The 24,234-nt window shown below is 43.8% G+C and carries 23 protein-coding genes; 18 read left to right on the top strand and 5 right to left on the bottom strand.

Annotation, left to right across the window (positions count from 1 at the left end; all coding sequences use genetic code 11):
• The first annotated feature begins 5 nt into the window (after positions 1-5).
• Positions 6-647: a phosphatase PAP2 family protein gene (locus tag NSQ91_RS13040; protein ID WP_076125909.1), complete on the top strand. Its 642-nt coding sequence runs from the start codon at positions 6-8 to the stop codon at positions 645-647.
• 68 nt (positions 648-715) lie between these two features.
• On the opposite strand, the gene NSQ91_RS13045 is transcribed toward NSQ91_RS13040, so the two are convergent.
• A complete protein-coding gene (locus NSQ91_RS13045; protein WP_076183438.1) occupies positions 716-1,219 on the bottom strand; it encodes a hypothetical protein in 504 nt (167 codons plus the stop codon).
• Between the two features lie 184 nt (positions 1,220-1,403).
• Between NSQ91_RS13045 and NSQ91_RS13050 the strand changes: the two genes are divergently transcribed.
• The 3 genes from NSQ91_RS13050 (at position 1,404) to NSQ91_RS13060 (ending at position 6,462) form a co-directional block, all read left to right on the top strand.
• Positions 1,404-2,447, top strand: coding sequence for an FUSC family protein (locus NSQ91_RS13050; RefSeq protein ID WP_076125912.1), 1,044 nt, complete (start codon positions 1,404-1,406; stop codon positions 2,445-2,447).
• Between the two features lie 214 nt (positions 2,448-2,661).
• Complete coding sequence (helD, locus tag NSQ91_RS13055) at positions 2,662-5,016, top strand: RNA polymerase recycling motor HelD (protein ID WP_445670800.1); 2,355 nt, start codon at positions 2,662-2,664, stop codon at positions 5,014-5,016.
• 132 nt (positions 5,017-5,148) lie between these two features.
• Entirely contained in the window at positions 5,149-6,462 is a 1,314-nt protein-coding gene (locus NSQ91_RS13060) for an MFS transporter (protein WP_081383235.1), read from the top strand.
• A 56-nt stretch (positions 6,463-6,518) separates the two neighbouring features.
• On the opposite strand, the gene fsa is transcribed toward NSQ91_RS13060, so the two are convergent.
• Positions 6,519-7,166: a fructose-6-phosphate aldolase gene (gene fsa / locus NSQ91_RS13065; protein ID WP_036686257.1), complete on the bottom strand. Its 648-nt coding sequence runs from the start codon at positions 7,164-7,166 to the stop codon at positions 6,519-6,521.
• 231 nt (positions 7,167-7,397) lie between these two features.
• Between fsa and NSQ91_RS13070 the strand changes: the two genes are divergently transcribed.
• Complete coding sequence (locus NSQ91_RS13070; protein ID WP_340012459.1) at positions 7,398-7,853, top strand: hypothetical protein; 456 nt, start codon at positions 7,398-7,400, stop codon at positions 7,851-7,853.
• 150 nt (positions 7,854-8,003) lie between these two features.
• On the opposite strand, the gene NSQ91_RS13075 is transcribed toward NSQ91_RS13070, so the two are convergent.
• Positions 8,004-8,201 (bottom strand): hypothetical protein, encoded by a 198-nt coding sequence (locus NSQ91_RS13075; protein WP_076125917.1) that lies wholly within the window; start codon positions 8,199-8,201, stop codon positions 8,004-8,006.
• 81 nt (positions 8,202-8,282) lie between these two features.
• On the opposite strand from NSQ91_RS13075, the gene rpiA reads away from it, so the two are divergent.
• From rpiA to NSQ91_RS13100, 5 genes are all read left to right on the top strand, one after another.
• A complete protein-coding gene (gene rpiA, locus NSQ91_RS13080) occupies positions 8,283-8,963 on the top strand; it encodes a ribose-5-phosphate isomerase RpiA (RefSeq protein WP_339174496.1) in 681 nt (226 codons plus the stop codon).
• A gap of 47 nt (positions 8,964-9,010) precedes the next feature.
• Positions 9,011-9,436 (top strand): VanZ family protein, encoded by a 426-nt coding sequence (locus NSQ91_RS13085; RefSeq protein WP_339173657.1) that lies wholly within the window; start codon positions 9,011-9,013, stop codon positions 9,434-9,436.
• Between the two features lie 3 nt (positions 9,437-9,439).
• Positions 9,440-9,880 carry a GNAT family N-acetyltransferase gene (locus tag NSQ91_RS13090; protein ID WP_076125920.1) on the top strand — a complete coding sequence of 147 codons (441 nt, stop codon included), beginning with the start codon at positions 9,440-9,442 and terminating at the stop codon, positions 9,878-9,880.
• Between the two features lie 171 nt (positions 9,881-10,051).
• The gene (locus NSQ91_RS13095) at positions 10,052-10,507 is read left to right on the top strand and encodes a MarR family winged helix-turn-helix transcriptional regulator (protein ID WP_038570382.1); all 456 of its coding nucleotides are present in this window, start codon (positions 10,052-10,054) and stop codon (positions 10,505-10,507) included.
• Positions 10,504-13,665, top strand: a complete 3,162-nt coding sequence (locus tag NSQ91_RS13100; RefSeq protein WP_340918087.1) for an MMPL family transporter — start codon at positions 10,504-10,506, stop codon at positions 13,663-13,665. The genes NSQ91_RS13095 and NSQ91_RS13100 overlap by 4 nt, the downstream gene beginning before the upstream one ends.
• A gap of 85 nt (positions 13,666-13,750) precedes the next feature.
• On the opposite strand, the gene NSQ91_RS13105 is transcribed toward NSQ91_RS13100, so the two are convergent.
• Positions 13,751-14,422, bottom strand: coding sequence for a tetratricopeptide repeat protein (locus NSQ91_RS13105; protein ID WP_076218208.1), 672 nt, complete (start codon positions 14,420-14,422; stop codon positions 13,751-13,753).
• 194 nt (positions 14,423-14,616) lie between these two features.
• Here NSQ91_RS13105 and NSQ91_RS13110 point away from each other — a divergent pair, with 194 nt between their 5' ends.
• From NSQ91_RS13110 to NSQ91_RS13120, 3 genes are all read left to right on the top strand, one after another.
• Positions 14,617-16,176 carry a hypothetical protein gene (locus tag NSQ91_RS13110; protein ID WP_076304176.1) on the top strand — a complete coding sequence of 520 codons (1,560 nt, stop codon included), beginning with the start codon at positions 14,617-14,619 and terminating at the stop codon, positions 16,174-16,176.
• A gap of 89 nt (positions 16,177-16,265) precedes the next feature.
• Positions 16,266-16,859, top strand: a complete 594-nt coding sequence (locus NSQ91_RS13115; protein WP_076125930.1) for an LOG family protein — start codon at positions 16,266-16,268, stop codon at positions 16,857-16,859.
• Positions 16,860-17,028: 169 nt separating this feature from the next.
• A complete protein-coding gene (locus NSQ91_RS13120; protein ID WP_172628809.1) occupies positions 17,029-17,190 on the top strand; it encodes a hypothetical protein in 162 nt (53 codons plus the stop codon).
• 78 nt (positions 17,191-17,268) lie between these two features.
• On the opposite strand, the gene NSQ91_RS13125 is transcribed toward NSQ91_RS13120, so the two are convergent.
• Positions 17,269-17,481: a hypothetical protein gene (locus NSQ91_RS13125; protein ID WP_076125931.1), complete on the bottom strand. Its 213-nt coding sequence runs from the start codon at positions 17,479-17,481 to the stop codon at positions 17,269-17,271.
• A 270-nt stretch (positions 17,482-17,751) separates the two neighbouring features.
• Between NSQ91_RS13125 and NSQ91_RS13130 the strand changes: the two genes are divergently transcribed.
• From NSQ91_RS13130 to NSQ91_RS13150, 5 genes are all read left to right on the top strand, one after another.
• Positions 17,752-19,110 (top strand): ABC transporter substrate-binding protein, encoded by a 1,359-nt coding sequence (locus tag NSQ91_RS13130; RefSeq protein ID WP_076218205.1) that lies wholly within the window; start codon positions 17,752-17,754, stop codon positions 19,108-19,110.
• A 103-nt stretch (positions 19,111-19,213) separates the two neighbouring features.
• On the top strand, positions 19,214-20,167 hold the full coding sequence (locus NSQ91_RS13135; protein WP_036686279.1) for a carbohydrate ABC transporter permease: 954 nt from the start codon (positions 19,214-19,216) through the stop codon (positions 20,165-20,167).
• Positions 20,164-21,027: a carbohydrate ABC transporter permease gene (locus tag NSQ91_RS13140; protein ID WP_076304180.1), complete on the top strand. Its 864-nt coding sequence runs from the start codon at positions 20,164-20,166 to the stop codon at positions 21,025-21,027. The genes NSQ91_RS13135 and NSQ91_RS13140 overlap by 4 nt, the downstream gene beginning before the upstream one ends.
• A gap of 83 nt (positions 21,028-21,110) precedes the next feature.
• Positions 21,111-22,835, top strand: coding sequence for a cache domain-containing sensor histidine kinase (locus NSQ91_RS13145; protein ID WP_076304181.1), 1,725 nt, complete (start codon positions 21,111-21,113; stop codon positions 22,833-22,835).
• 62 nt (positions 22,836-22,897) lie between these two features.
• Positions 22,898-24,217: an ABC transporter substrate-binding protein gene (locus NSQ91_RS13150; RefSeq protein ID WP_076218212.1), complete on the top strand. Its 1,320-nt coding sequence runs from the start codon at positions 22,898-22,900 to the stop codon at positions 24,215-24,217.
• Positions 24,218-24,234: the final 17 nt, after the last annotated feature.

Consider the following 24,234-nt stretch of genomic DNA (forward strand, 5'->3'; position numbering starts at 1 on the left):
TATTTATGCTTTATTATCAGAACTGGTCTAGAGCTTTTCGCTTTTTTTTAGGGTTTGCTGCTTGTTTCGCCGTTATAGCTGTCCTTGTAAGTATGAATAAGGTATCAACCTTTGATAACTATATTATTGATGGGGTACAATCAGCGGAATCACCGGGGTTGACCTCATTCGCCAAAGGTTTATCTCTGATTGGTTCCTCTAAGATCGCTATTGGCCTATCTATCGTTACCATGGCACTGCTCTATTTTTTGCTGAAACACCGATTTGAATTAATCTTGTTCCTGTGGGTTGGATTAGGCTCACAGCTCTTGAATACAATAATGAAGTTATGTTTTCACAGAGAACGTCCGAATTTACATCGCATTGTTGAAGAGATTGGTTATAGTTTTCCGAGCGGGCACTCAATGGCAGCATTCTCTTTGTACGGCGTTATTGCCTTTTTATTGTGGCGTCATCTGCGGCGGAGGCATGAACGGGTCTTATTAATAATGTTCGCCGTATTCATGACCGTGGGGATTGGCTGGAGCCGTATCTATCTGGGTGTTCATTACCCGAGTGACGTAATTGGGGGATATATGGCTAGTGGCGCTTGGCTGATGTTGTCCATTTGTTTATTTCAAATCTACAAGAGCTCGCGTAAGAAGTAGGATAGATACAAAAACGGATATCTTTCATAACGCATGAAGATATCCGTCTTTATGTGTAAGAGGATTGTTTAAGGAGTCGTCACATGTTGTTCAGATGTTTTGCGATCCTGGAATTGCCCCATTTTGCTTATTCTTTGCTTCAGCATCGCAGGAAGTCCTGCTTTAAGCTTTTGGGCTTCATCTTTTGTCAGACGTCCTTCGGTGATGGCTTGATCCAGCCGTTGGTTTGCCGATTCGCAGAGCTTCTGAATATATTGATCTTCCGTCCAGCCTTTTTTCTCAAGAGCAAGTTGCGGGAGCGTTTTGCCTGCTTTCAGGCTATTGATTAGCTCTGTACGATCCATTTCCAGCAGTTTAGCCGTTTCAAAAATAATGAAATGTCCACCAGCCCTAACCTTTCCGTCTTTTCCTGGATGGTGACCGTGACCTTTCTCTGAAGGATGGGCACCAGGTGCGGTGGCTGTAGGGGTTACTTTCTCAGCAGAAGCACTTCCGATTGGCGCAAGAGCTGGAGACAGGCTGAGAAAAATAACGGTCGTGAAAGTCATTAATCTTTTGATATTGTTATTCATTCACTCACCTCGTATGTTATGTGATAGGCACTACTCGAATTAGTATTTCCTGAAAGCTGAAAGAAACATGAGTGAGAGCTTAAATGTTCTTAAAATTCATCAACTACAGGCTGGGGTAATTAGAAGTACGAGGGTTCACTGATGTTCATATTGTAGCGTGGGCTAATTTTTAGGAGGGATAGGTTTGGCTTTAGGAGCTCGCATATTTAAAACAGGTTTGGCCGTTACGCTAGCCCTGTATTTAGCTGTAATGCTTCAATTTCCTTCTGCCGTGGGTGCAGGGATTGCGGCGATTTTCGCTATGCAGCCCTCTATTTATCGCTCTTGGCGTTATTTTCTTGACCAGCTCACGACTAGTACAATGGGGGCCGTTCTGGCTTTACTCGGAGGGATGCTGTTATCCAACAGCCCAATAGCAGTCGGTTTGGTCTGTATTCTAGTCATTATGATCAGTATGAAAATCAACCGGGCGGATACGATAAGTCTTACGTTAGTTACTGTAATAACAGTGATGGAGGCTTCGGGTGAATGGCAATTCGCACTTAATCGTTTTTTATTAACTTTGACAGGTATTGTTTCTGCATTTCTAATCAATATTATTGTCGTTCCTCCAAAACCTCGTAAGCAATACATTAAGCAAATTGAGAATGTTTTTTCAAGCCTCTCTTTATTGCTGAGAACAGCGGTTTCTCATGAGATGAAGGAAAGTGTATTTCGTGATGAAAAAAATGCTTTGCATTCATCCATAAAATCGTTGGCTGATAAGTATGCATTATTTGAGGAGGAGCAGAAGCAGTTAAAACGGGCCAAGTATAGCCAGACTAGACAAATGGTTGTGTATAAGAACCTGTTAGCTTCTTTGCAAAAAGGTTACGATGTTCTCGAGGCCGTAGATCGGCATTATTTCCAGGCGGATCGGACCGAACATACAGATGCTCTATTTGATAATCATTTGGAACATTTAATCAAATATCATCAGCACATCTTACTTAAGTTTGAAGACAAATTAAAGCCCAATGCCAATGAATCCGAACCCTTGGGAGAAGACAATGATGAATTCCTGAATACCGCGATTTTGGGGTATAATGCAGAGAAAATAGGTCAGCTGCGTTTATATGTTGTGGCTGCTGCAATTTATGATTACGGATATCAATTGGAGCGCTTAGATAAAGTGGCCGATCAGATGAATCGTATAGCGGAGGATAAAGAATCTGTGCATGAAGCCTAAACATAACCTTGTGAAGAGCAACATATAAGCTTTGTAACAGCAAAAAATCCGGTTCCACAGGGACCGGATCATCTATTTAAGAGAATACTTGAAATCTCAAACTGAAATTGCTAAAATGATAAGATATCGAATAAGTATGCATTTAAAAACATAAATATGCAAATTTATCATATCATGATTCAAATGGAATGTCAACCTTCCAAAAGGGGATGAAATGGTGGATAACAATGAAAGTCAGTGGAAAGAGGAACAGGAACGGGTTGACGGAGTAACCAAGCTTTTGTCCGCCCATATTCGCAATTTATCAGAGGAGCTTGGACTTCATCGCAGTGATGTAGTGGATATGCGGAAAGACTTCTGGGAAGAGGTAACCGTAAACTTCAGTAGCCCGGATGATTTGGGAGAAACCTCAACAAGTCTTCGCCAACAGTCCCAAATCCTAAATGAACGGGAACGTCATCATTTGCAATCAAGCAAGGCGCTGAAAAAATATAAAAAGCTGGTTGTCTCTCCTTACTTTGGCCGAATTGATTTCACAGAGGAACCAACGGGCGGGCTGGAAAAGATTTATCTAGGGATTGGATCTTTGATGGAGGATGATGGCACCTTTTTGATCTATGACTGGCGTGCGCCTATCTCCAGTCTGTATTATGACGGAGCACCAGGTCCTGCAGCTTATGAAACACCTGGAGGATTAGTCTCCGGAACAATGAATCTTAAACGCCAGTTTGTTATTGCTGACGGTGTAATTGAAGTTATGTTTGACACTGGGGTTACGATCGGGGATGAGCTGCTGCAGCAGGTGCTAAGTCATAGCGCTGACGATCGAATGAAAAGTATTGTTGCTACAATTCAAAAAGAGCAAAATGCGATAATCCGCAACGACAAAAGCCGGATGCTAGTTGTGCAAGGAGCAGCGGGAAGCGGAAAAACCTCTGCTGCATTACAGCGGGTAGCTTATCTTCTATATAAATACCGTGAAGTATTATCAGCAGATCAAATGCTGCTGTTCTCACCGAATCCGCTGTTTAACAGCTATGTATCTACAGTGCTCCCGGAGCTAGGCGAAGAAAATATGCAGCAAACAACGTTTCAAATGTATTTAGAACATCGTCTTGGACATGAATTCCTGCTGGAAGATGTCTTTAGTCAGACCGAAAGTTTACTTAATGCTCCTGAGGGTCCTGAGGTTGCTATACGTAGAGAAGGCATTGCCTATAAATCGTCTGTCCCTTTCCTTGATGTGATTCGGCGGTATGCTACGTTGTTGGAACAGGAGGGCATGCTTTTTAAGCCTTTAATGTTTCAAGGGAAAGCAGTGGTCAGTAAAGAAGAAATGGAACGCCAGTTCTATGCGTACGATCCTGCCATAAAGCTTGCAAATCGTGTGGATTTGATGATCCGCTGGCTGCTTAAGAAAATTGCAGATTTTACTCATGAGGAAAGAAATGCGAAGTGGGTCGAAGATCAGATCGAGCTGCTGGATTCCAGCGATTATCACCGTGCATATCAGATGTTGCGTCGGAAGAAGAAAGCTTCGCAGGATAGCTTTGACGATTTTGATACGGAAAAAGAAGTGTTATCTCGTTATGTAGTCAGCCAGCGGCTCAAACCCCTGCGGGGTTGGACTAAACGGGGTCGTTTTGTGGACGTTAAGGGCTTGTACAGCACGTTATTTACAGATCGCGAGCTTATGGTGCGCCTCAATGGAGATTATCCTTTACCAGAGGTGTGGGATGATATCTGTGAGCAAACATTGGAATCCATTGGAGTGAACGAGCTTGCTTATGAGGATGCTACGCCATTCCTTTATCTGAAGGAGTTAAGCCAAGGCTTCCGGACCAACACACTGATCCGCCATGTGATTGTAGATGAGGTACAAGACTATTCTCCATTCCAATTAGAGTTCATGCGGCGTTTATTTCCAAGAGCAAAAATGACCGTATTAGGCGACCTGAACCAGGCCATTTATGCGCAAGGTGAGGTACTGGGGGATTTGTCTAGTCTCGTAAGTATATATGGTGAAGAGAACACAGAAGTGATCTCGTTAACCCAAAGCTACCGTTCAACTTATGAGATCGTGGAGTTTACGCGGTCAATGATCCCTGGAGGAGAACGAATCGTACCTTTTAATCGGCGGGGAGAAGAACCCCAGATAAGTGTGGTATCCAGCGAGAAGGAGCTTCTGAATGCTGTGGAACAGGATATCCGCAAGCTGCATTCTGAGGGATATCATTATGTGGCGGTCATCTGCAAAACAGCGGAGGAAAGCGCAAGGGTTCATGCTGAACTGAATCGTAGCCTGCCGGTGAGACTTGTTACAAAGGAAACACCGAATTTTCAGAAGGGGACACTGGTTCTGCCTGCTTATTTAGCCAAAGGCGTGGAGTTTGATGCGGTCGTCATCTATGATGGCTCGGCTGAACAATATGGCAGAGAAAGTGAACGCAAATTGTTTTATACAGCGTGCACTCGGGCTATGCACTTGCTGCACATTTTTAGTCTGGGTGAACCTAGCCATTTTATACCGTCCGCTAATGTGGCATCTTTAAGCGCCGGGTCGCTGTAAGCATAGATTTCTTCATTTTAAGATCGTCCTTTCCGCAGCAGCGGAGGGACGGTCTTTTTGTTTTCATGAATAAAGAAGGGCGAACAAACCACAATAAAGAATGTTGTACACAATGACAAAGGTGGTCAGTTCATGAAGGAAAGAAAATGGGATCTGCTTGCCTTAGCATCAATCCCACTAATAATGACCCTCGGTAACTCCATGCTGCTGCCTATTCTGCCGCAGATCTCCAAAGAACTCGGCATTAGCGCTTTTCAAGTCAGTATGCTGATTACCGTGTATGGATTGATGGCAATTGTAATGATCCCTATTGCAGGTTATCTGTCAGACCGTTTTGGGCGAAAGAAGGTTATTCTTCCGAGTTTAATCATTGCCGCAATTGGCGGTGCTGTCTGCGTGGTGGCTGCTTGGTTTATGAAGGGGGTTAGCGCTTATTGGGTGATCTTAGCGGGGCGTCTGTTGCAAGGAATTGGTGCAGCGGGTGCTTTTCCAATTGTAATCCCCTTTGTAGGCGATTTGTTCAAGGAAGAAGAAGATGTGAGCAAAAGTCTGGGAATCATTGAGACCTCCAATACGTTTGGTAAAGTACTCAGTCCAATTCTTGGTGCCTATCTTGGGATATGGCTCTGGTTTGCTCCTTTTATTGCAATTCCCATTCTATGTCTAATTTCATTTTTGTTAGTCTTATTTCTGGTCCGAAAACCCGAAGCAAAGGATGAACCTGAGAAACAGGAACTTCGGGCGTTTTTATCTGGAATTGTGAGCGTTTTACGTAAAAAGGGACGTTGGTTGTACGCTATTTTTGCCATAGGCGGCATCTGTATGTTTGTGACCTTTGGTGTCCAATTCTATTTATCAGAAATGCTGGAAACTAAATATAAAATGCACGGGGCAACGAAGGGGTTTGTGCTGGCGATACCGCTTGCCCTCTTATGTCTGTCCTCCTATGGAACAGGAAAGATCATTGGTCAGAATAAAACGCTAATGAAATGGCTGGGTTTTGGGGGCATGGTGTTACTGACTGCGGCGATGATTTGTGCGGGATTCAACAAAGGCATTTATTTTTTAGTAGGGTTTATGGGTTTAGGCTGTGTTGGAATCGGAATTGTACTTCCCTGTATGGATGCTTTAATCACGGAGGGGATTGAGAAGGAGAACAGCGGCACAATCACCGCTCTTTATAGTAGTATGAGGTTTATAGGGGTAGCGTTGGGGCCACCGGTGGTATCGTTGCTGCTAAGCAGCGGGCATTGGGTCTTGTTTGCGTTGATGGCTACAGTAGGGGCAATTGGTGGATTGCTGACCTTGTTTGCAGTAACTCCGAGTAAGGGGGAAAAGGGGGAGCCAGGCGTTAAAGACACAGAGAAGGTAATTCCTCCAATCTGGCCGAAACGTATTCGCCAAACCTCCTCAATGTCTCTGGATGGAAAAAAGGGCTATCCCTAAGCTGCGTTGCCGCAGCTTGTGGGATAGCCCTCTCGATAAAAGAATAAAAGATATTCTTAGGCTTGTGGAACAGATTCCCAATCCTTTAAGAAACGTTCAATACCGTTATCTGTCAGCGGGTGCTTCCAGAGGGTTGGCAGAAGTGAACCTGGGATTGTAGCGATGTGTGCACCAGCAATAGCTGCTTGCTCAACATGAGCAATGTTGCGGATACTTGCTGCAATGATCTCGGATTTCAAGTTGTAGTTAGTCAGGATAGTCTTCAGATCCTTGATCAGCTTCATTCCGTCAACACCGATATCATCCAGACGACCAACGAAAGGAGAGATATAAGTTGCGCCTGCTTTAGCAGCCATCAAACCTTGAGCCGCGGAAAATACTAGTGTAACGTTAGTTTTGATGCCTTTTTTAGTAAGCTCATAACAAGCTTCCAAGCCATCTTCAGTCATAGGGAGTTTAATTACAACGTTTGGAGCCCATTCAGCAATTTCGTATGCTTCTTTAAGCATTTCTTCTGCTGTAAGTCCGATTACTTCTGCGCTTACAGGTCCTGGAACGATTGCAACGATTTCTTTGATAACATCCTTGAACAATCTTCCTTCTTTAGCGATCAGCGAAGGGTTAGTCGTTACGCCATCCACTAGTCCTAGGCGAGTAATACGTTTGATTTCTTCAATGTTTCCGGTATCCAAGAAAAACTTCATTTTAAATTTCCTCCCTTGATTTCCATATGGATTGACAAGCAACATTCATATTTACATTATGAGACATGCAAATCAAAGTTTCAACTGTTATTTTGAATATTTCAAAATAACTTTATAGAATCAGTATTACCTGTATGCGCTGAATTTCAGATAATATAAGATTGGCTTAGGCCTCCCTCCATGATAATATATAACCGGAATTGTTATTTTGGAGTGGGAGGTGGGGATGGGATGATGTATGCGATACTGGTGATTTTACTTGTGCTTGTGCTGGCAGCAGCGGGATTCCTTGCCTACCAAAACAGCAAGTTGGTGTCTAATCAGAAGAAACTCGGTACTTCATCAAGTGATCCTTCCCTTATGTATTCTATCTTTGACCAATCTAGTGCAGCTGGTGTTGAAGAACCTGAGGCCATTCCGTTATTTCAATACACTGTATTTGCGCGGTCGAATGGAGCGGTTGTTGTGAACAAGCCTGTAGCTTTGATTATTTTGTGCAGAGTTGCAGCGGGAAAAGGGGATTACTTACTGGCTGATGTCGAGCGTAATATGCTTGACAAGATTAGTAGGCCAATGCCTTTGGATGCGTATTCTGAGCATAAAGCCTACTTACACAGGACGGCTAATCACACAGAAAAAGAGATGATTCTCAATCTAGAGGATGCAGTGAATTTACAATATACATAGAGTAGGGTGAAAGATATTGATTTTTTGCTCTGCGCAAAGCATAATACAAATTTGGATATAAAAAAAGAATCAAACAGCCGGAAGCAATCGCGTTTTATGTAAACACAGCTACCGGCATTGTTTGGTAAAATAATGGATGGCAGTCAGCACTTAGGCATGATATCTCCCTACGGGTGCATTAAGCACCCATTCCAGCATCATGATCATATCTTCAACTCTAGTGAGCTGAGCTTGTAGGTTATCTTGCTGTGGGCTGTTCTCTGTTAATGAAGCTAATCTTGATTCCAGAGATCTGCGCTGCAGTGTCAATTCGTTGATTTTAGATTGAATTTGGTTTTCGGTTCTCATCCGGAATCCTCCTGAACAATAGGTGATTTCAACATCATCATAGATCATTATAACGGATAACATGGGGGTAATAAAATGAGTATCAATGTTAAACAATTAGCCGCGGAAAAAGCAGTGGAATTTGTAAAAGATGGCATGAAGATCGGCCTTGGCACTGGATCTACAGCCTATTGGGCGATCAACAAGCTTGGTGAGCGCGTCAGTGAAGGTCTAAAAATTACCGCTGTAGCAACCTCCCGTGCTTCCGAAGAACAGGCGCGTGAACTTGGGATTCCAATCGTAGCTTTTGGAGATATTGATAGTCTGGACCTGACCATTGACGGAGCGGACGAGCTGGATAGTAGTCTACAGCTTATTAAAGGCGGCGGCGGCGCGCTGCTTCGGGAGAAGATTGTTGCGAGTAACAGTACTCGTATGATCGTTATTGCTGATGAGAGTAAAGTGGTAAACACACTTGGCAAATTCCCGCTGCCTGTGGAAATTGTTCCTTTTGCATGGGAATGGACTGTGGCTGAACTTGCCAAGCTGGGTTGCAATCCTGAATTGCGTCGTAGCGGAGAAGAGCTGTACAAGACAGATAACGGCAATTACATCGCAGACTGCCGGTTCGAAGTCATTGAGTCCGCACCGAAGCTGGCACTGACCATCCAAAGTATTCCGGGAGTTGTGGAACACGGCTTATTTATTGGAATTGCAGCAATGGCTATTGTGGGTAAAAAAGATGGAAGCATTGAAATTATAGAAGTTAAACCGGGCAATTGATCATTCGTAGATCTGGAGAATCTAGCAGATTACGGAAGCTGAGAGCATTGACACGGATAGGGCTGACTCTGTATAGTGCTACTGTTATCTATTGGATGTTTATCGGTTTTGGGCGAGAGATCCATACAGGTGGCCCGCTTCAGTACAATTTGATTCCATTACGTACGGTGTCACTTTATTTCGACATGAATAACGGGGTATCGCTGATCAGCCGGTTTGTGAATCTGCTTGGAAATGTTGTTGTGTTTATTCCATTTGGTATACTAATTCCACTTGCAAAGACACGGCCAATTTCTTGGAAAAGAATCTCTTTATATGCTGTTCCTTGCATCCTGCTTTTGGAGTCTCTGCAAATGCTGCTGCATGTCGGAAGCTTTGATATTGATGATCTATTGTTAAACATGTTAGGGATATGGACAGGTTACTGTATGTTTCGAATCGGGTACAGAAGCAACAGAGAAGGAGGAATGTGAACAATGTTGGTAGATCTTAAATCCCTTATTGGTTCGCCTGAGGTGAACGAGCTGTTGACGTATGCGGTCATTGATGACCCCAACGCGTTGGAGCAGACATCGTCTGAGTACAGCGAACAAGCCGGGCTGCAGTTATATGGCTGGGAAGAAGAAGAACTCCTGCTTGGTCTTGTAGGCTTCGAAGAAACCGAAGACGGTTCTTTGGACATTCGGCATATTGCCGTCTTGCCAGAGAATAGAGGGAAAGGTTATGCAAGGGGAATGATTCTGGAGCTGCTCGCTACTCGTCAGCCGCGTTATCTGGTAGCTGAGACTGAGGATGAAATCGCCGCAGATTTTTATCGTAGTCTAGGGTTCATGGTGTACAGCTTAGGAGAGAATGAAGCCGGAATTGAAATGTTAAGATGTGTATACGAAGTTGAAGAGACCGAGGATGAGGACTAAAAAATCTTTGAAGGTCATAAAATGGCAGGTCGAGAGGAATCTCGGCCTGTTTTTTTTGCGTTTTGCCTTTAAATGCCCGAAAAAAAGCCAATTGACTTTTATAAAAGCAGGTATTATAGTTTGACAATGAAACTGTTCGATAGTTGAACTATATTTTGGAGGTAGGAAGCTTTGGATAACGAAGTGCAACATTGGATCAATCGCTACATGGATGCTTATTTGATTGTGACAAGACAAGTAGCAGCAAGAATTAAAGATAGTATTGCGGCGGAGACAACGAATGATCAGTATCAAATTCTTCGGTTGATTAATGCTCAGGAACAATGTACGTCTACATATCTTGCTGAATCTTTTTGCGTGGGTAAAAGCTCCATTACTGCAATCATCAACAGATTGGTGCAAGCGGGTATAATCGAGCGAACTCGTGACGAGAATGATCGCCGCCAGGTGTATTTGTCGATGTCTGAGCACGGAAAAAAAGTTTTTGAAGCAGCGGAGACGCAGGTACATGAAGTGATTTCCCCGTATTTGTTTCATTTTGAAGAGAAGGATATTGAAATGTTCGTCATGATGTTCGAGAAGCTGGCGAATTTAATTCAGAATGATGATGGAGGGAAGAATCCATGAAGACGATTCTAAAAGCAAGATGGGCGGTTATCGCAATCTGGCTCGCTGTGGCCGTAGTTTTGGTCATGACGGCCCCTTCGTTCTCTGATCTTGTACGTGAGAAGGGGCAGGTTACTGTACCTGATGGTTATTCCTCATCTAGAGCGGCAGAAATCTTAAAGGAAGCGGCGAATGATAAGGGCGGAGAGACACTGCATCAGGTAGCTCTTGTATTCAATAATCCAGAGGGAATCGGAGCCAATGAAACAGCTAGTATCCAGCAGGGCGTTGAGAAGTTGGCTGCGAATAAGGAGATGCTGCAGATCGATTCCATCACCGATCCTTTTTCACAAAGTGAGCTTAAGGATACGTTGATTGCCAAGGATGGCAAGACGATAATGGTGGCGTTGTCTATCAAAGGCGGAGGAGAGTCTGTCACCGCACTTCCTGATAAAGTGGATGAATTACTCACAGATGTTAAGGCGGATCATTATTTAACCAGTGAGGGTTTGATTACTGAGGATATGATTGCTAGCTCGGAAGCCGGGCTTAAGAAATCGGAATATATTACGGTAGTCTTTATTTTACTTATCCTGTTCGTGGTGTTCCGTTCGTTCGTGGCACCGTTTGTTCCGCTACTGACGGTAGGACTCAGCTATATTGTTTCTCAGTCCGTTGTGGCTTTTTTAGTGGACCGTTATGATTTTCCATTATCTACATTTACTCAAATCTTTATGGTTGCGGTCATGTTCGGGATTGGTACGGATTATTGTATCCTGTTAATCAGTCGTTTTAAAGAAGAAATGATGACAGCAGAAGATACCAAAAGTGCTATTATTGCAACCTACCGTAAGGCTGGGGGAACGGTGTTCTATTCCGGACTTGCGGTATTCGTAGGTTTTGTAGCGATTGGATTATCCAAATTCATTCTGTATCGCTCGGCGGTAGCCGTTGCCGTGGGGATTGCGGTTATGCTGCTGGCGCTTGTAACCATAGTTCCATTCTTCATGGCGGTACTTGGCAAAAAGCTCTTCTGGCCTTCACGCGGCAAGCTGGAGCACAGTGAGAGCCGTATTTGGGGAGCAGCAGGTTCTTTTTCCTTAAAAAGACCATGGGCCGCGCTGCTAATTGTTGCAGTAATCGTAGCTCCGTTCCTTGTTACCTATAGCGGAAAGCTGTCCTTCAACAGCTTGGAGGAAATTGGCTCAGAATATGCCTCGGTAAAAGGATTTAACATCATTTCGGATAGCTTCGGGCCGGGTGAATCCATGCCTGGCAAGATCGTAATCAAAAATGATGATCGGATGGATACTTCAGAATATCTTGGACTTGCAGAAAAAATCAGCCGCGAGCTGGAAAAAGTGGACAGCGTAAAATCGGTGCGCAGCATGTCTCGTCCAACGGGAGAGCTGATCAGTGATTTCTTAATCCCGAATCAGGTGGGGACTTTATCTGACGGTCTGGATCAGACCAGTGAGGGATTGACCAAGATTCAAACGGGATTGTCTGAAGCTAGTAAACAGCTGAGTGAAAATGCACCTAAGCTTACAGAGGCTGCTCAAGGCAGCGCTAAGCTGACGGAAGGCACAGCAGAACTGAAAGATGGGATCGTCGCGTTAGGCGATGGGCTGGCACGTATTGAGAGCGGAATAAAAAGCGGCTCAGCTGGTGCAGGAGAAATCAAAGCAGGACTTCAACAGGCAGCTGCTAGTGCCAAGCAGCTTGCGGATGCCAATACGAAGCTGCTGGAGGGATATAAAAAAATCGGCAGCGGTTTAACTGCGCTGAATCAAGGGCTTGGGCAGCTTCCGCAGCAGCTGCAAGGTGTGGCAGAAGCGTTGAAGGGACTGGATGGTTCTTTTAATGGTCTTGAGAGCAGTTATCCGGAAATTCTGCAGGATGTTAATTACCTGACCATTAAAGGCACCGTAACGCAGAGTGGTACTGGGGCAGCACAGCTGGCAGCGGGTCTCGGGCAGATCTCAGAGCAGCTTAAAGGAGCAGCAGCTGGCTTAAATGAGGCGAATGCTGGCTATGCCAAAGCTTCGGCAGGGCAAACCGCACTCGCACAAGGTTTAGCTAAGCTTGTTGCGGGCATCGGTCAGCTGCAATATGGGCTGGAGCAGGCCGCAGCAGGCCAAGGACAGATCGTAGATAAAATTCCATCCATTACTAGTGGACTAGATCAATTGCAAGGCGGACAGCAGCAGCTTGCGGATGGTTTTGGTCAATTAACTGGGCAGATAGGAGCCTTAACTACTGGTTTAAGCGACAGTGCAGACGGCTTGAAACAAATTACCAGTGGGCTGGGCTCTGCACAAGATTATTTGAATCAGATTCAAGCGGCTAAGGATGATGAGCTGAGTGGATTCTTTGTACCGGCTGAGGCTCTTGAAGCTGAAGGTATAGAGCAGGTATTTAATACCTACTTGTCTGACGACCGTAAGGTAATGACGCTGGATGTAGTATTCACTGAGAATCCATATAGTTCAGAAGCTATTGACAGTGTTGATGATATTCAAGCAGCAGTAGATCGTGCAGTGAAAGGAACGAAGCTGGAAAATGCAGAGTCTGCAATCAGCGGGGTTACAAGCAGCCAGAACGATTTACGTAATATTTCCAACGAAGACTACACACGTACAGTAATTTTGATGCTGGGTGGGATCTTCATTATCTTGGTGTTGCTGCTTCGTTCAATCGTAATGCCGATTTACCTTATTATTTCTCTTTTGATTACTTATTTTTCAGCATTGGGTGTTACAGAGGCTATATTCGTTCACCTTCTGCACTTTGAAGGGATTACCTGGACAACGCCATTCTTCAGCTTTGTTATGCTGATTGCACTTGGTGTAGATTATAGTATTTTCTTAATGGCCCGCTTTAACGAATATAAAACATGGGATGTACGGGAAGCGATCCTGCATGCTATGCGCAATATGGGAACAGTCATTCTTTCGGCGGTAGTTATTTTGGGCGGCACCTTCGCATCGATGTACCCTTCAGGGGTATTGTCGATGATGCAGATTGCAACAGTGGTGCTTGTAGGATTGGCCTTGTATGCACTAATCTTCTTGCCGTTTTTTGTTCCTGTTATGGTGCGGATCTTCGGCCGTGGGAACTGGTGGCCATTTGCGGTCAAACAAAGTGGAGAACCCACTAAACAAGATGTAAACATGTAATCACTCTACACAGCAAAAAACCTCTAGTGTTTGCCTAAATAAATAGGCGGCTAGAGGTTTTTTTGTGAAAATATAAGTACAAAGTTTATTTCATTTTGGCAAAAAAGCTACGTAACGCCCAGCCGCGTTCTTGCCGTTTTTTATATTTGGGTAGCGAACGGTAGATGGCGGTGGATTCGTCAAAAGCACGTTTAGCATCCTCAGTTCTGCCCAGTGCTTTGTACATGGAGCCGGCTAAATAATAGGCTTCACTAGAGGAAGATTGAATCTCTTGAAATTGAGTAACGTAATGCAACGCTTTATCGTGATTTGTATGGCGAAAGGTTTCCGCTAACCGAAGATATGGCTGACCATATTGGGCTTTTCGGTTGATTTCTAGACCTCGAAGCATCTGATCTTCGCCTTCTTCCAAAGCGCCCAGCTTAAGATTCACATGACCCAGCTCCACCCAATATTCGGCAGATTGTTCGTAACGGTCTTCGATCTGTAGCAGGATATCCTTGGCTTCCTTGTATTTTTTACGTTCTGACAGATTCCGGGCTAAATCAAATTTAGCAGAAACATCATTTGGATTCAAAGATACTGTTGTGCGCAGCTTGGAGATTTGCCGCACCCGTTTGAAGGGCTTTGTAATACTAGGGAAAATTCCCACGTATCGCCGATCTAAGAAATATAAGATAACAAGCAGGATGAATAAAGCCAGAAAAGGGTTGCCCACTAATCTGAAAAGCATCATAATACCTATAAATTTAAGCATGATTTCCCTCCATGATCATTTGGTTCCGGTATTGCGGTTGAATAAGAGTAGATCTAAGGCAGCGTAATTATATCATAATTCAAACCAATCTGAATCCCGGGATTTAAGATAAACTACAACTTTTGTCAGCTTTATAGCGTCTTAGTGTAATAGAAATAATAATTACAATAATATCATAAGAAGGGAAAATCAAGATGCACTTATTTTCAAGGAAGCTAAGGCTGTTTAGTTTGTTGGTTTGTTCAAGTCTGGTGACTGCATTGTCTGTCCCTCAAGTTATAAGTGCGGCTCCATCACCTGGGAAGTTGGGTGGGATTAAGGAGATTGTTGCTTCGCCTGGTTTTTGGGGTGGAAGCTCTTTTGCGGTGGGAACTGACGGAAATGTTTGGTCCTGGGGGAGTAATGTTTTTGGTCAATTTGCTAATGGAACTGCCGGGCCTGAGGGTTGGACGATTACTCCCCATAGAATAGCTGGGCTTGAACATACGAAACAGCTGGCGATCGGCGAAGCGTACTATGTAGCGCTGAACGAAGACGGTACGGTTAAGGCTTGGGGAGATTATCGGGATAAGAGTGTAGCAGAAGCTGGCAATGGGGCAAGTGCTAAACAACACAAGGTTCTGCTTCCTCAAGGGATCTCAGGAATGAGTGATGTGGTTAGTATATCGTCAGGATTGCATAGTGCATTAGCTTTGAGAAACGATGGAAGTCTACTACAGTGGAATCCTCCAGAAGCTTCAGATGTGGGCTATACAGAGCTGCCTGCTGCCACTAAGGTACAGGGTTTGAGCGAAGTGAAGTGGATCGGAAGCAGTATTTATCATGCCGCCATTCGAACTAACGGTACGCTGTGGATTTGGAGTGCTATCCCGCAAACAGAGAACACGAATGTGATGAAGAAACCGACCCCAGTTAAGGATTTATACCATGTAAAGTCCGTCTCTATGAGCGATCGCAGTATACTGGCTTTAACCGAGAGCGGGAGCGTCTGGGGAACAATTGACAGCGATAATTATAACGAAGTCACGATGAGCAAGATGCCAGGTCTTACGGATATTGTATCTGTCCAGACGAAAAACGGGTTCAATCTTGTTGGCAATAAAAAAGGAGAATACTGGGTATGGAAAGCTGGTACCTCACTACAAGGTCTGCAAAAGATTACAGCCGTAAAAACGATCTCAAAACTTACGCTGGATTTAGACAACTTTGCAGCTGTTAAAAAAGATGGCACCGTGTGGACTTGGAGTACCCAACCAACAACCGACAACCGTTTAGTTTTTACGCAGCCTAAGTTAATAAAAGGATTGAGTGATCCTGTTTCTTTTGCCATGGGTGAGAATAGTAAGTATGCAGTCCTGAAGGATGGAACAGCTGTGGCTTGGGGAACAAATAGGTTTGGTCAACTCGGAATTAGCGCGGTTGATTCACGTCCTTTTGCTATATCTCCTATTTTAAAGCCTGTTACTGTAATTGTAGATGGTCAAAAAATGGATTCCGCACAGTCTGCTATTTTTATGGATGGAAGTGTAAAAGTACCGATTAGGGATGTAGCAGAAAGTCTGGGATATACCCTGTCTTTGGAGGGGGAACTGACGTTGACGAAAGCTGGGAAGAAAATTTCATTACCATCAGCAGAATCCATTAAAGTAAGCTATACTTCTCTAGTGCCAGCAGCGGCTTTGGCCAAAGCTACAGGTCTATCTGCGGAGTGGAATAGTACGCTGTACCAATTAACATTACAAACAAAAAGATGACTTTCATTTAACACATATATTAATATTCTGAGGTACAATAAGTGAATTAATCTCAATTTCACCATAATAACCAGTCTGGAGTGATAGGAATGGCTTTTACAATATGTGTGTTTGCCGGATCGAATCCAGGTCTTAACTCTGAATATACGGAAATGGCTAGGGAATTAGGTTATCATATAGCGGCACAAGGCTGTAGGTTGGTCTATGGAGGTTCGCGGAATGGCCTTATGGGACAGGTTGCGGACGGAGTACTTGCGAATGGCGGCGAAGCTGTAGGAATTATGCCAGTGGATCTTTTTCAAGATGAAATCAGACACTCCGGATTGACGAATCTGATTGAGGTCTCTAGTATGCATGAACGTAAGGCGGTAATGAGCGGTATGGCGGATGCTTTTATTGCTTTGCCGGGAGGTCTTGGAACCTTCGATGAGCTATTTGAAATTCTGTGCTGGATGCAGATTGGTATTCATCAGAAGCCTATAGGGCTGCTGAATGTTCGAGGTTATTTTAATCCACTGCAAGCCCTGATCTCACATAGTGTGGCTGAAGGTTTTGCACCAAAAACTGCACTTCAAATGCTGCATATGAACTCAGAACCCGAATATCTGCTTGAACTGATGAGAGGGCGAGTGGATCATAATAATGATGAGAAGGGGAAAGCAAGGTTCCCGTCTCAGCGCTAGAGCAATAAGAAATATGAACAACCTCCAGCTATTTTTATATGGCTTGGAGGTTTTTTGACATTAGAAGAGATAAAACTGTTTAAACTTTGGAGAAGCTGGGTAAATAAGCCGTAAGTAACCAAGCAGAAATGCAAATTTCAGGAACATCACGGAAGGAGGTTGAAATCCAATGAATGTGATCGTACATAATCTTATGGCTTACAATCATCAGTTTTTTAGACCTCAGCCCGTGGTCAATCCCAAGCAAGGAAAAGCAGACAAGAAGAGAATGAGTTTCCAGGAAGTTCTGAATGAGAAAATGAAAGCGTACAGCACCTACAACAAAAATTAAAGATGAAAGCTATACCCTATGTCTGTTAAAGAAAGCCGGAACGCGATGATCCTAGAGATCATTGCATTCCGGCTTTCTTTAGGGTCTGACCTCAAAAAATTCGCAGCTCTTGCGTGAGTAGTAAGTCAGATCACTAACTCTAGATTGAATAACAACATCGAAATCAGTGAAGCGGACAACGGTTGCTCCTGAATTTACTAAATGATCGTCCTGAAATACACGAACAGGTAATTTGCGGTCAACGGCTTCTTGGAAATCGCTGTCGCTTAGCAGCGGGCGGTTAATGGGCATGGGAAATAACTCCTTTGATCATGTAATGAAGTAAGAAATAAAAATAGTATACCTGCGGAAGCACAAGAAATCCAATTTAAGATGAAGTACACGTATTCTGTGAGGAACATATTTGGACGAAATTTTATACTCCCTCCTTAGACATAACATAGATATGAATGGTTTCGTAATTATTTCCACCATAAATCGGAAGTTTACCTCCTCAAAAAAAGAATTTAAACCCTGTACACTAATTCTTGTAAGAGAAACCTTTGAAAGGGGTACAGGGGAATGAATAAAGTAAAACACTTGGCGCTATCGTTAGTCGCTATCATGCTCGTAGGTTCACTGGCAGCATGCGGAGGCAACAACGCCGAGAACAACAACACATCAAACAAAAATGCAGGTAACAACGCAGCAAGCACAAGTGAACCTACTAAGGATGAGGGAACAGAACCGGCTGAGAAAATCGAACTTTCTTTCTGGACACTGGGCAACGTGAACTACGAGGATTTAGCGAAGGAGTACACTAAGGAACATCCAAACATTACGATCAAAGTGCAAAATACCGGTGACCAAACCGCTCACCATAATAATTTGACCACTGCTTTGTCGGCTGGATCGGGTGCGCCTGATATTTTCCAACTTGAAATCGGTTTCATGGAACGTTTCATCAACGCTCAGGACAAGTTCTATAACCTGAATGATCTGGGTGCCAAAGATATTCAAGCCAACTATCTGGATTGGAAATGGAAACAAGCTTCTTCCGTAGATGGCAGCTTCCAGCTAGGTCTTCCAACAGATATCGGTCCAACGGTTGTATATTACCGCACAGATTTGGCTGAAGAAGCTGGACTGCCAAGTGATTCAGAAGGATTCGGCGCTGCTATTGATACTTGGGATAAGTTCGCAGCTGTTGCCAAAGCTTTCAAAGAGAAAACAGGCAAACCATTTGTAGACCTTACGGATCTTACCTTTAATGCTTTGCGTGATCAATCTGCTGATGAAATCTATTTCAGCAAAGCTGATGGCAGCTTTATCGGAGATACCAATCCGCAAGTCAAAAAAGCTTATGATTTCACGGTTAAAGGTATTCAAGAAGGCTGGATCAGCAATGTTATGCTCTGGTCTCCTGAATGGGGTCAAGGCATGAACGACGGTTCATTTGCAGTAGTTATGGGACCGGCTTGGATGGCAGGAAATGTTAAGAGTAATGCTCCAGACTCCTCTGGCAAATGGAAAATTGCTCAGCTCCCTGAAGGTGCTGGTAACTGGGGTGGCTCGTTCCTGACGCTGCCAAAAGAAGGCAAACACTCGAAAGAAGCTTATGACTTTATCGCATGGATGGATAACAAGGAAAACCAACTGGAATCTTTCAAAACAAAAGGACTTATGCCTTCTATTCCTGCCCTGTATGAAGATCCTGCATTCGTAGACTTCAAAGATGATTTCTTCGGTGGACAACAAACCGCTGTAGAATTCGGTAAAGCAGCAAACCGGGTAAAACCTGTATACTACGGACCGCTTCATGACCAAACCGATACTTTCTTCAAAAACGCATTGAAAAATGTGTTGGAGAAAAAAGCAGATCCGACCAAAGAATGGAACGAAGCAGTAAAACAAGCGAAAACATTGGCTGAACGCAGCTAAGATTTCAAGCTTATGAAATTCAATTTCTAGAAGGTCCGGATTCATAGAGTGAAACATTCTCTGTGAATTCGGATTTGCACGTTAGATTACCTGGAGGTGTGACATGGCACAACCTGTTATTTCAAGTCCGCATGCCGAGAGCAAGCGCCGCTTTTTAACTGAACAAAGAAGGAGCCGCATCACTGCTTACACGTTTATTTCGCCCTTTTTTATTCTGTTCTCGATATTTGGACTATATCCGATCTTTTTCACGATCTATCTCTCGTTCTTTAAATGGGATGCCCTGAATCCTATGAAATTTGTAGGGTGGAAAAACTATGATCTGGTCACAAGTGATCCGACCTTTTGGATTTCTTTTAGCAACACGTTAATTATGGGGCTTATGGGTACTGTTCCACAGATATTACTAGCTCTATTGATTGCTGTTTTATTGAATTCGGCGATGACTCGCTTTAAGAAGACGTTCCGGGTTTTATTTTTTATGCCTAATATTACGTCTATCGTTGCGGTTACGCTCGTGTTCAGCACACTGTTTGGCAACAACGGAATGATCAACTGGATTCTAAACGGCTTGGGACTGGATAGTATGGCCTTCAACTCTGGCTGGTGGGGCGTTAAAATCGCCATTTCTACGATGGTAATGTGGCGCTGGACGGGATATAATGCCATTATTTTTCTATCAGGCTTGCAAAGTATCCCTACGGATCTATATGAAGCGGCACGTATTGACGGTGCGAACAGAAGACAACAGCTAACCTTTATAACGTTACCGCTATTGAAGCCATTCATTGTATTTGTTACCTTGCTTTCAACTATAGGTGCCTTGCAGTTGTTCACTGAGCCTTATGTATTTTTGGGCCAAGCGGGAACTGGATCTACACGTCAGGAAGGAATCACTATGGTTACTTATTTGTATAGCGAAGCATTCCGCAACGGATTTTTTGGTACGGCAGCAGCTACGGCAGTCTTGCTGTTCCTGGTCACGATTATTTTCTCTGTCCTCAATATGCTGGTCTCAAATCGCATGGGTGGAGATACGGGAGGGGGTAAAGCGTGAGTACGCTGCGTGTATTTAAAAAAGATCCGGATGATCTAGGGATCATCGGCAAGTTAGGATTTTATCTGCTGCTGGTTGTTGGTGCGCTCGTGTCCATCTTTCCTTTTTATTGGATGTTTGTAGTTGGCACTAATGACAGAGGCGCAGTATTCCATGTGCCACCTTTGCTTACGGTTGGAGACCAGTTTTTTGAGAATTTCCAGCGGGTACTGGACAAAACAGACTTCTTTCAAGCCTTGGGCAACTCTTTATTTGTCTCATCTATGGTTACAATATCAGTCGTGTTTTTCTGTACACTGGCAGGTTATGCCTTTGCCAAATATGAATTTCCGTTTAAAAATTTTCTGTTCTACTTTGTAATTGCTACATTATTTGTGCCACAGCAGCTTGGTGTATTACCTACTTACGTAATTATGGCCAAGCTCCACTGGATAGACTCTTTCAAGGCACTTATTGTTCCGGCGATGGTTAATGCCTTCGGGATCTTCTGGATGCGGCAGTATATCACTACAGCTGTACATACGGAATTGATTGAAGCAGGTCGGATCGATGGCGGCGGACATTTCCGGATCTTCTGGAACATCGCTATCCCGGTCATTACTCCAGCTATGGCTACACTAGGTATACTGAATTTTATGACCGTTTGGAATGACTTCTTCTGGCCTTTAGTGGTACTGAAGAATCAAGAGCATTTCACAATTCAAATTGCGCTCCAGCAGCTGTTCTCCAATCGCGATGGTCTAGACTACGGAATGATCATGTCAGCAACATTTACGGCAACCTTGCCACTGCTGATTGTATTCCTGTTATTTAGCCGCTGGGTGATTGCTGGACTTACTTCAGGAGCTATTAAGAGCTGATCTTACTTTTTGATCTTTACAGGGAATAGGCGGTTTTGTGAAGAATACTAGAGGACAGAGACAGCAGGGGGAAGGGGAATATCATGAAACTCCGCCGTAAAATCTTGTTCGCTATTATTCTTCTCGTCTTTATTCCGGTTATTCTGATGGGGATCGTCACTTACGTTAATTTTTCTAATGCAATGGAGAAAAAATCAAGCAACTTCTACTGGATTTCACTGCTTGAAACGGATCGAAAGCTTAAATTTGCGCTTAGTGAAATCACCTCGATCACGAATTCAAAAATTACGCAGCCGGTTGTTCAGCAATCACTGAAGCAGAAGAACTTTGTAATCACTTATGATCGAAAGCAGGAGCTTAGCAGTTATCTCATTGATCATCCAATGATTACTTCATTTAGTTTTTATAGTAAAGATCGTTTAATTTATCAATACAATGCATCGATGTCTTTTGAGGACTTGAAGAGACAAAGCTGGTTTGACGCGATGGAAGGCGCCGAAGGGCGGCCTGTGTGGTCAGGACCGGGAGAAAATGGCTCGGAGATCTCCGGCAATCCGGTACTTGTACAAGCAAGAGTAATCAAAGATTCATATTCTCTCGAAGATATCGGATATCTGGTTGTTAATGTAAAACCTGATTTATTGGATCAGATTTTCTGGGAAGCAGCAACCCTTAAGAAGGGGGATATTTTGCTGGTCAACAAGCTAGGAAATATCGTTTTTAATAAATCCGGTGAACATATTGGACAACGCACAGATTTCCCCTTTTTACAAAATGATTATGCTAAGGAACATGACTATTACATCGACAACTATCAGGGGGAAAAATCACTCATAACCTTCCTACCTTCTCATAATGCAGCCTGGTATTTAGTAGCCATTACACCTATGAATCTCATCTCGTCAGAATCTGTATCCATCCGGAATATTGCGATTATTTTAAGTACAGTTTCGCTGTTATCCGCCATTTTGTTCGACCGCTATTTCGTACGGAGGCTCGTTCATAGTATTAATAGTGCGGTTAACGGGATGAAGCGGGTGAAGCAGGGGATATTTACGCCGATCACTACACCCTATCGTGCTGATGATGAAAGTGATTTGCTGATTGATGGCTTTAATCGGATGAGCACGCAGATCAATGAGCTGCTTGTGCAGGTGGAGACTGAGCAGGGACGTAAGAAGGAAGCAGAAATGCAAGCGCTAATGGCGCAGATTAACCCTCATTTTATTTATAATTCACTCGAATCGATTAATTCGATGGCCGTGCTGCAAGGCAATAAAGATATTAGCAAAATGGTCATCTCACTCGGCAAGCTGCTGCGAATCAGCATCAGTCAGAATCAGGAGCTGATTCCGCTGCATATGGAGTTCGAGCATGTCCGTCATTATTTGGATATCCAGAAGTTTCGTTTTGAAGACAAATTCTCGTATATCATAGATCTTTCGGATGGTCTTAGGACGTTCATGACACAAAAGCTGATCGTTCAGCCGATTGTTGAGAATGCGCTGTATCATGCGATTGAGCAGATGGAGGACCCAGGGGTCATTGAGATTACGGCCTATGAAATGGGCATGGATATGATCATTATCGTAAAAGATAACGGCCCCGGCTTTGACCTTGCCAAGATGATGAGTCTTTGGGATAACGAGGGAAGTGCTCAGAAGAAATACAGTGATAGCGGCGTGGGGCTTAAAAATGTGCATGAACGCTTGAATATTCGGTTCGGCAGTCCATACGGCATACTAGTGTGTTCATCCCCCGGCTTTGGTTCAACCATCCGAATCCGAATACCAAAAATACTGCCGTAATCGACCGTACGGAAAGAAAGGGGGAGAATGTTATCAAAAAATGGTTATTGAAATGGGGCTGGATGTGGTTATATCTAGTGCTGATTTCGGGTGCGGTTTTATTTATAACTTTAGGAAAGCAAGAACCCATTGAAGATGATTCACCCGAGAAAATCACATTAACTTTCCGTCATTTCTGGATTAAAGAGCATGATCGGCCACTGTTGACTATTTATGAAGATATCGTGGACAAATACCAGTTAGAGCATCCAAATGTGAAAGTTAACTTTGAAGGTGTGGATCAGACGTTGCACCGTGATCAAAAGCTGAAGAACGAGATGGTTACTGGCACCCCGCCAGATATGTTTGTTTTGTTCGGTGGAGCGGAAATTGAGCCCTATGTGCGCTCTAAGCGTCTGATTGATCTGACGGATTTCGTCCGGGAGAATGCGCTAACCAATCAATTCAAGGATCTGGATCTCTGGACCTTTGACAACCATATTTATGGCTTGCCCATTGAAGGGAATGCTGAACCTTTATATTTTAATAAAACCATATTCGAAAAGCTCGGTTTGAAGCCGCCAGAAACGCTGCAAGAGCTTGATGCTGCCATACTAAAGCTGAAGTCGGCAGGATATATTCCATTTGCACTTGGCAACGAGGATCGTTGGCCCGCAGGAATTTTTGCACATTATTTAATGGATCGTTATGCCGGCGCCGACTTGATCGAGAAGCTGATCACTGGTGAAGATCAAGACAGCTTTCAGAATGAGGCGTATTTAAAGGCTTTTCAGCACTTGGAGCAATGGATCAAAGAAGGTGCCTTCAGTACGAAATCGAATGCGTTATCCACAGAAAATGCGGTGGGACTATTTACGAGCGGCAAGGCTGCGATGTATCTGAACGGAAACTGGGATATCAATTTATTTGCCGGAACAGCAGCTCCTACGGATTTTCAAAATGAGGTAGGTGTTATTCCGTTTCCCACATTGAAGAAGGGGGAACAACCTTCGATTGCCGGCGGTTATACATTTGGCATCGGTCTTTCCTCCGAACTAAGCGGAGCGAAGCGGGAGGCTGCACTCGATCTCATGAAAGCTTTTTACACCCAGGAGGTTCAGACTCGGATTGTATATGAAGGGTTGAGAATTCCGTCCATGCGCATCGCCTTTGATCCTGAGAAGACAGGACCCGTATTCGCGCAAGTTATGAATATGATGGAAGTTAACCGCAAGAGCTTTGTCCCTTATGATAATGTATTGTCACCAGAAGTGAAAAAAACGTTCCTGAGTGTTATAGAACAGATGATTAACGGAGAAATGTCTGCTGAGCAAGCGTTAAAGCAAGTGCAGGCATCCTCCATTCAATATTGGAATTTGATCCAAAGCTCAAGTGTACAATGATGCTGGAGGTGCAGGGA

It is taken from the genome of Paenibacillus sp. FSL R7-0048, from assembly GCF_038004505.1.
Lineage (GTDB): Bacteria > Bacillota > Bacilli > Paenibacillales > Paenibacillaceae > Paenibacillus_AQ > Paenibacillus_AQ odorifer.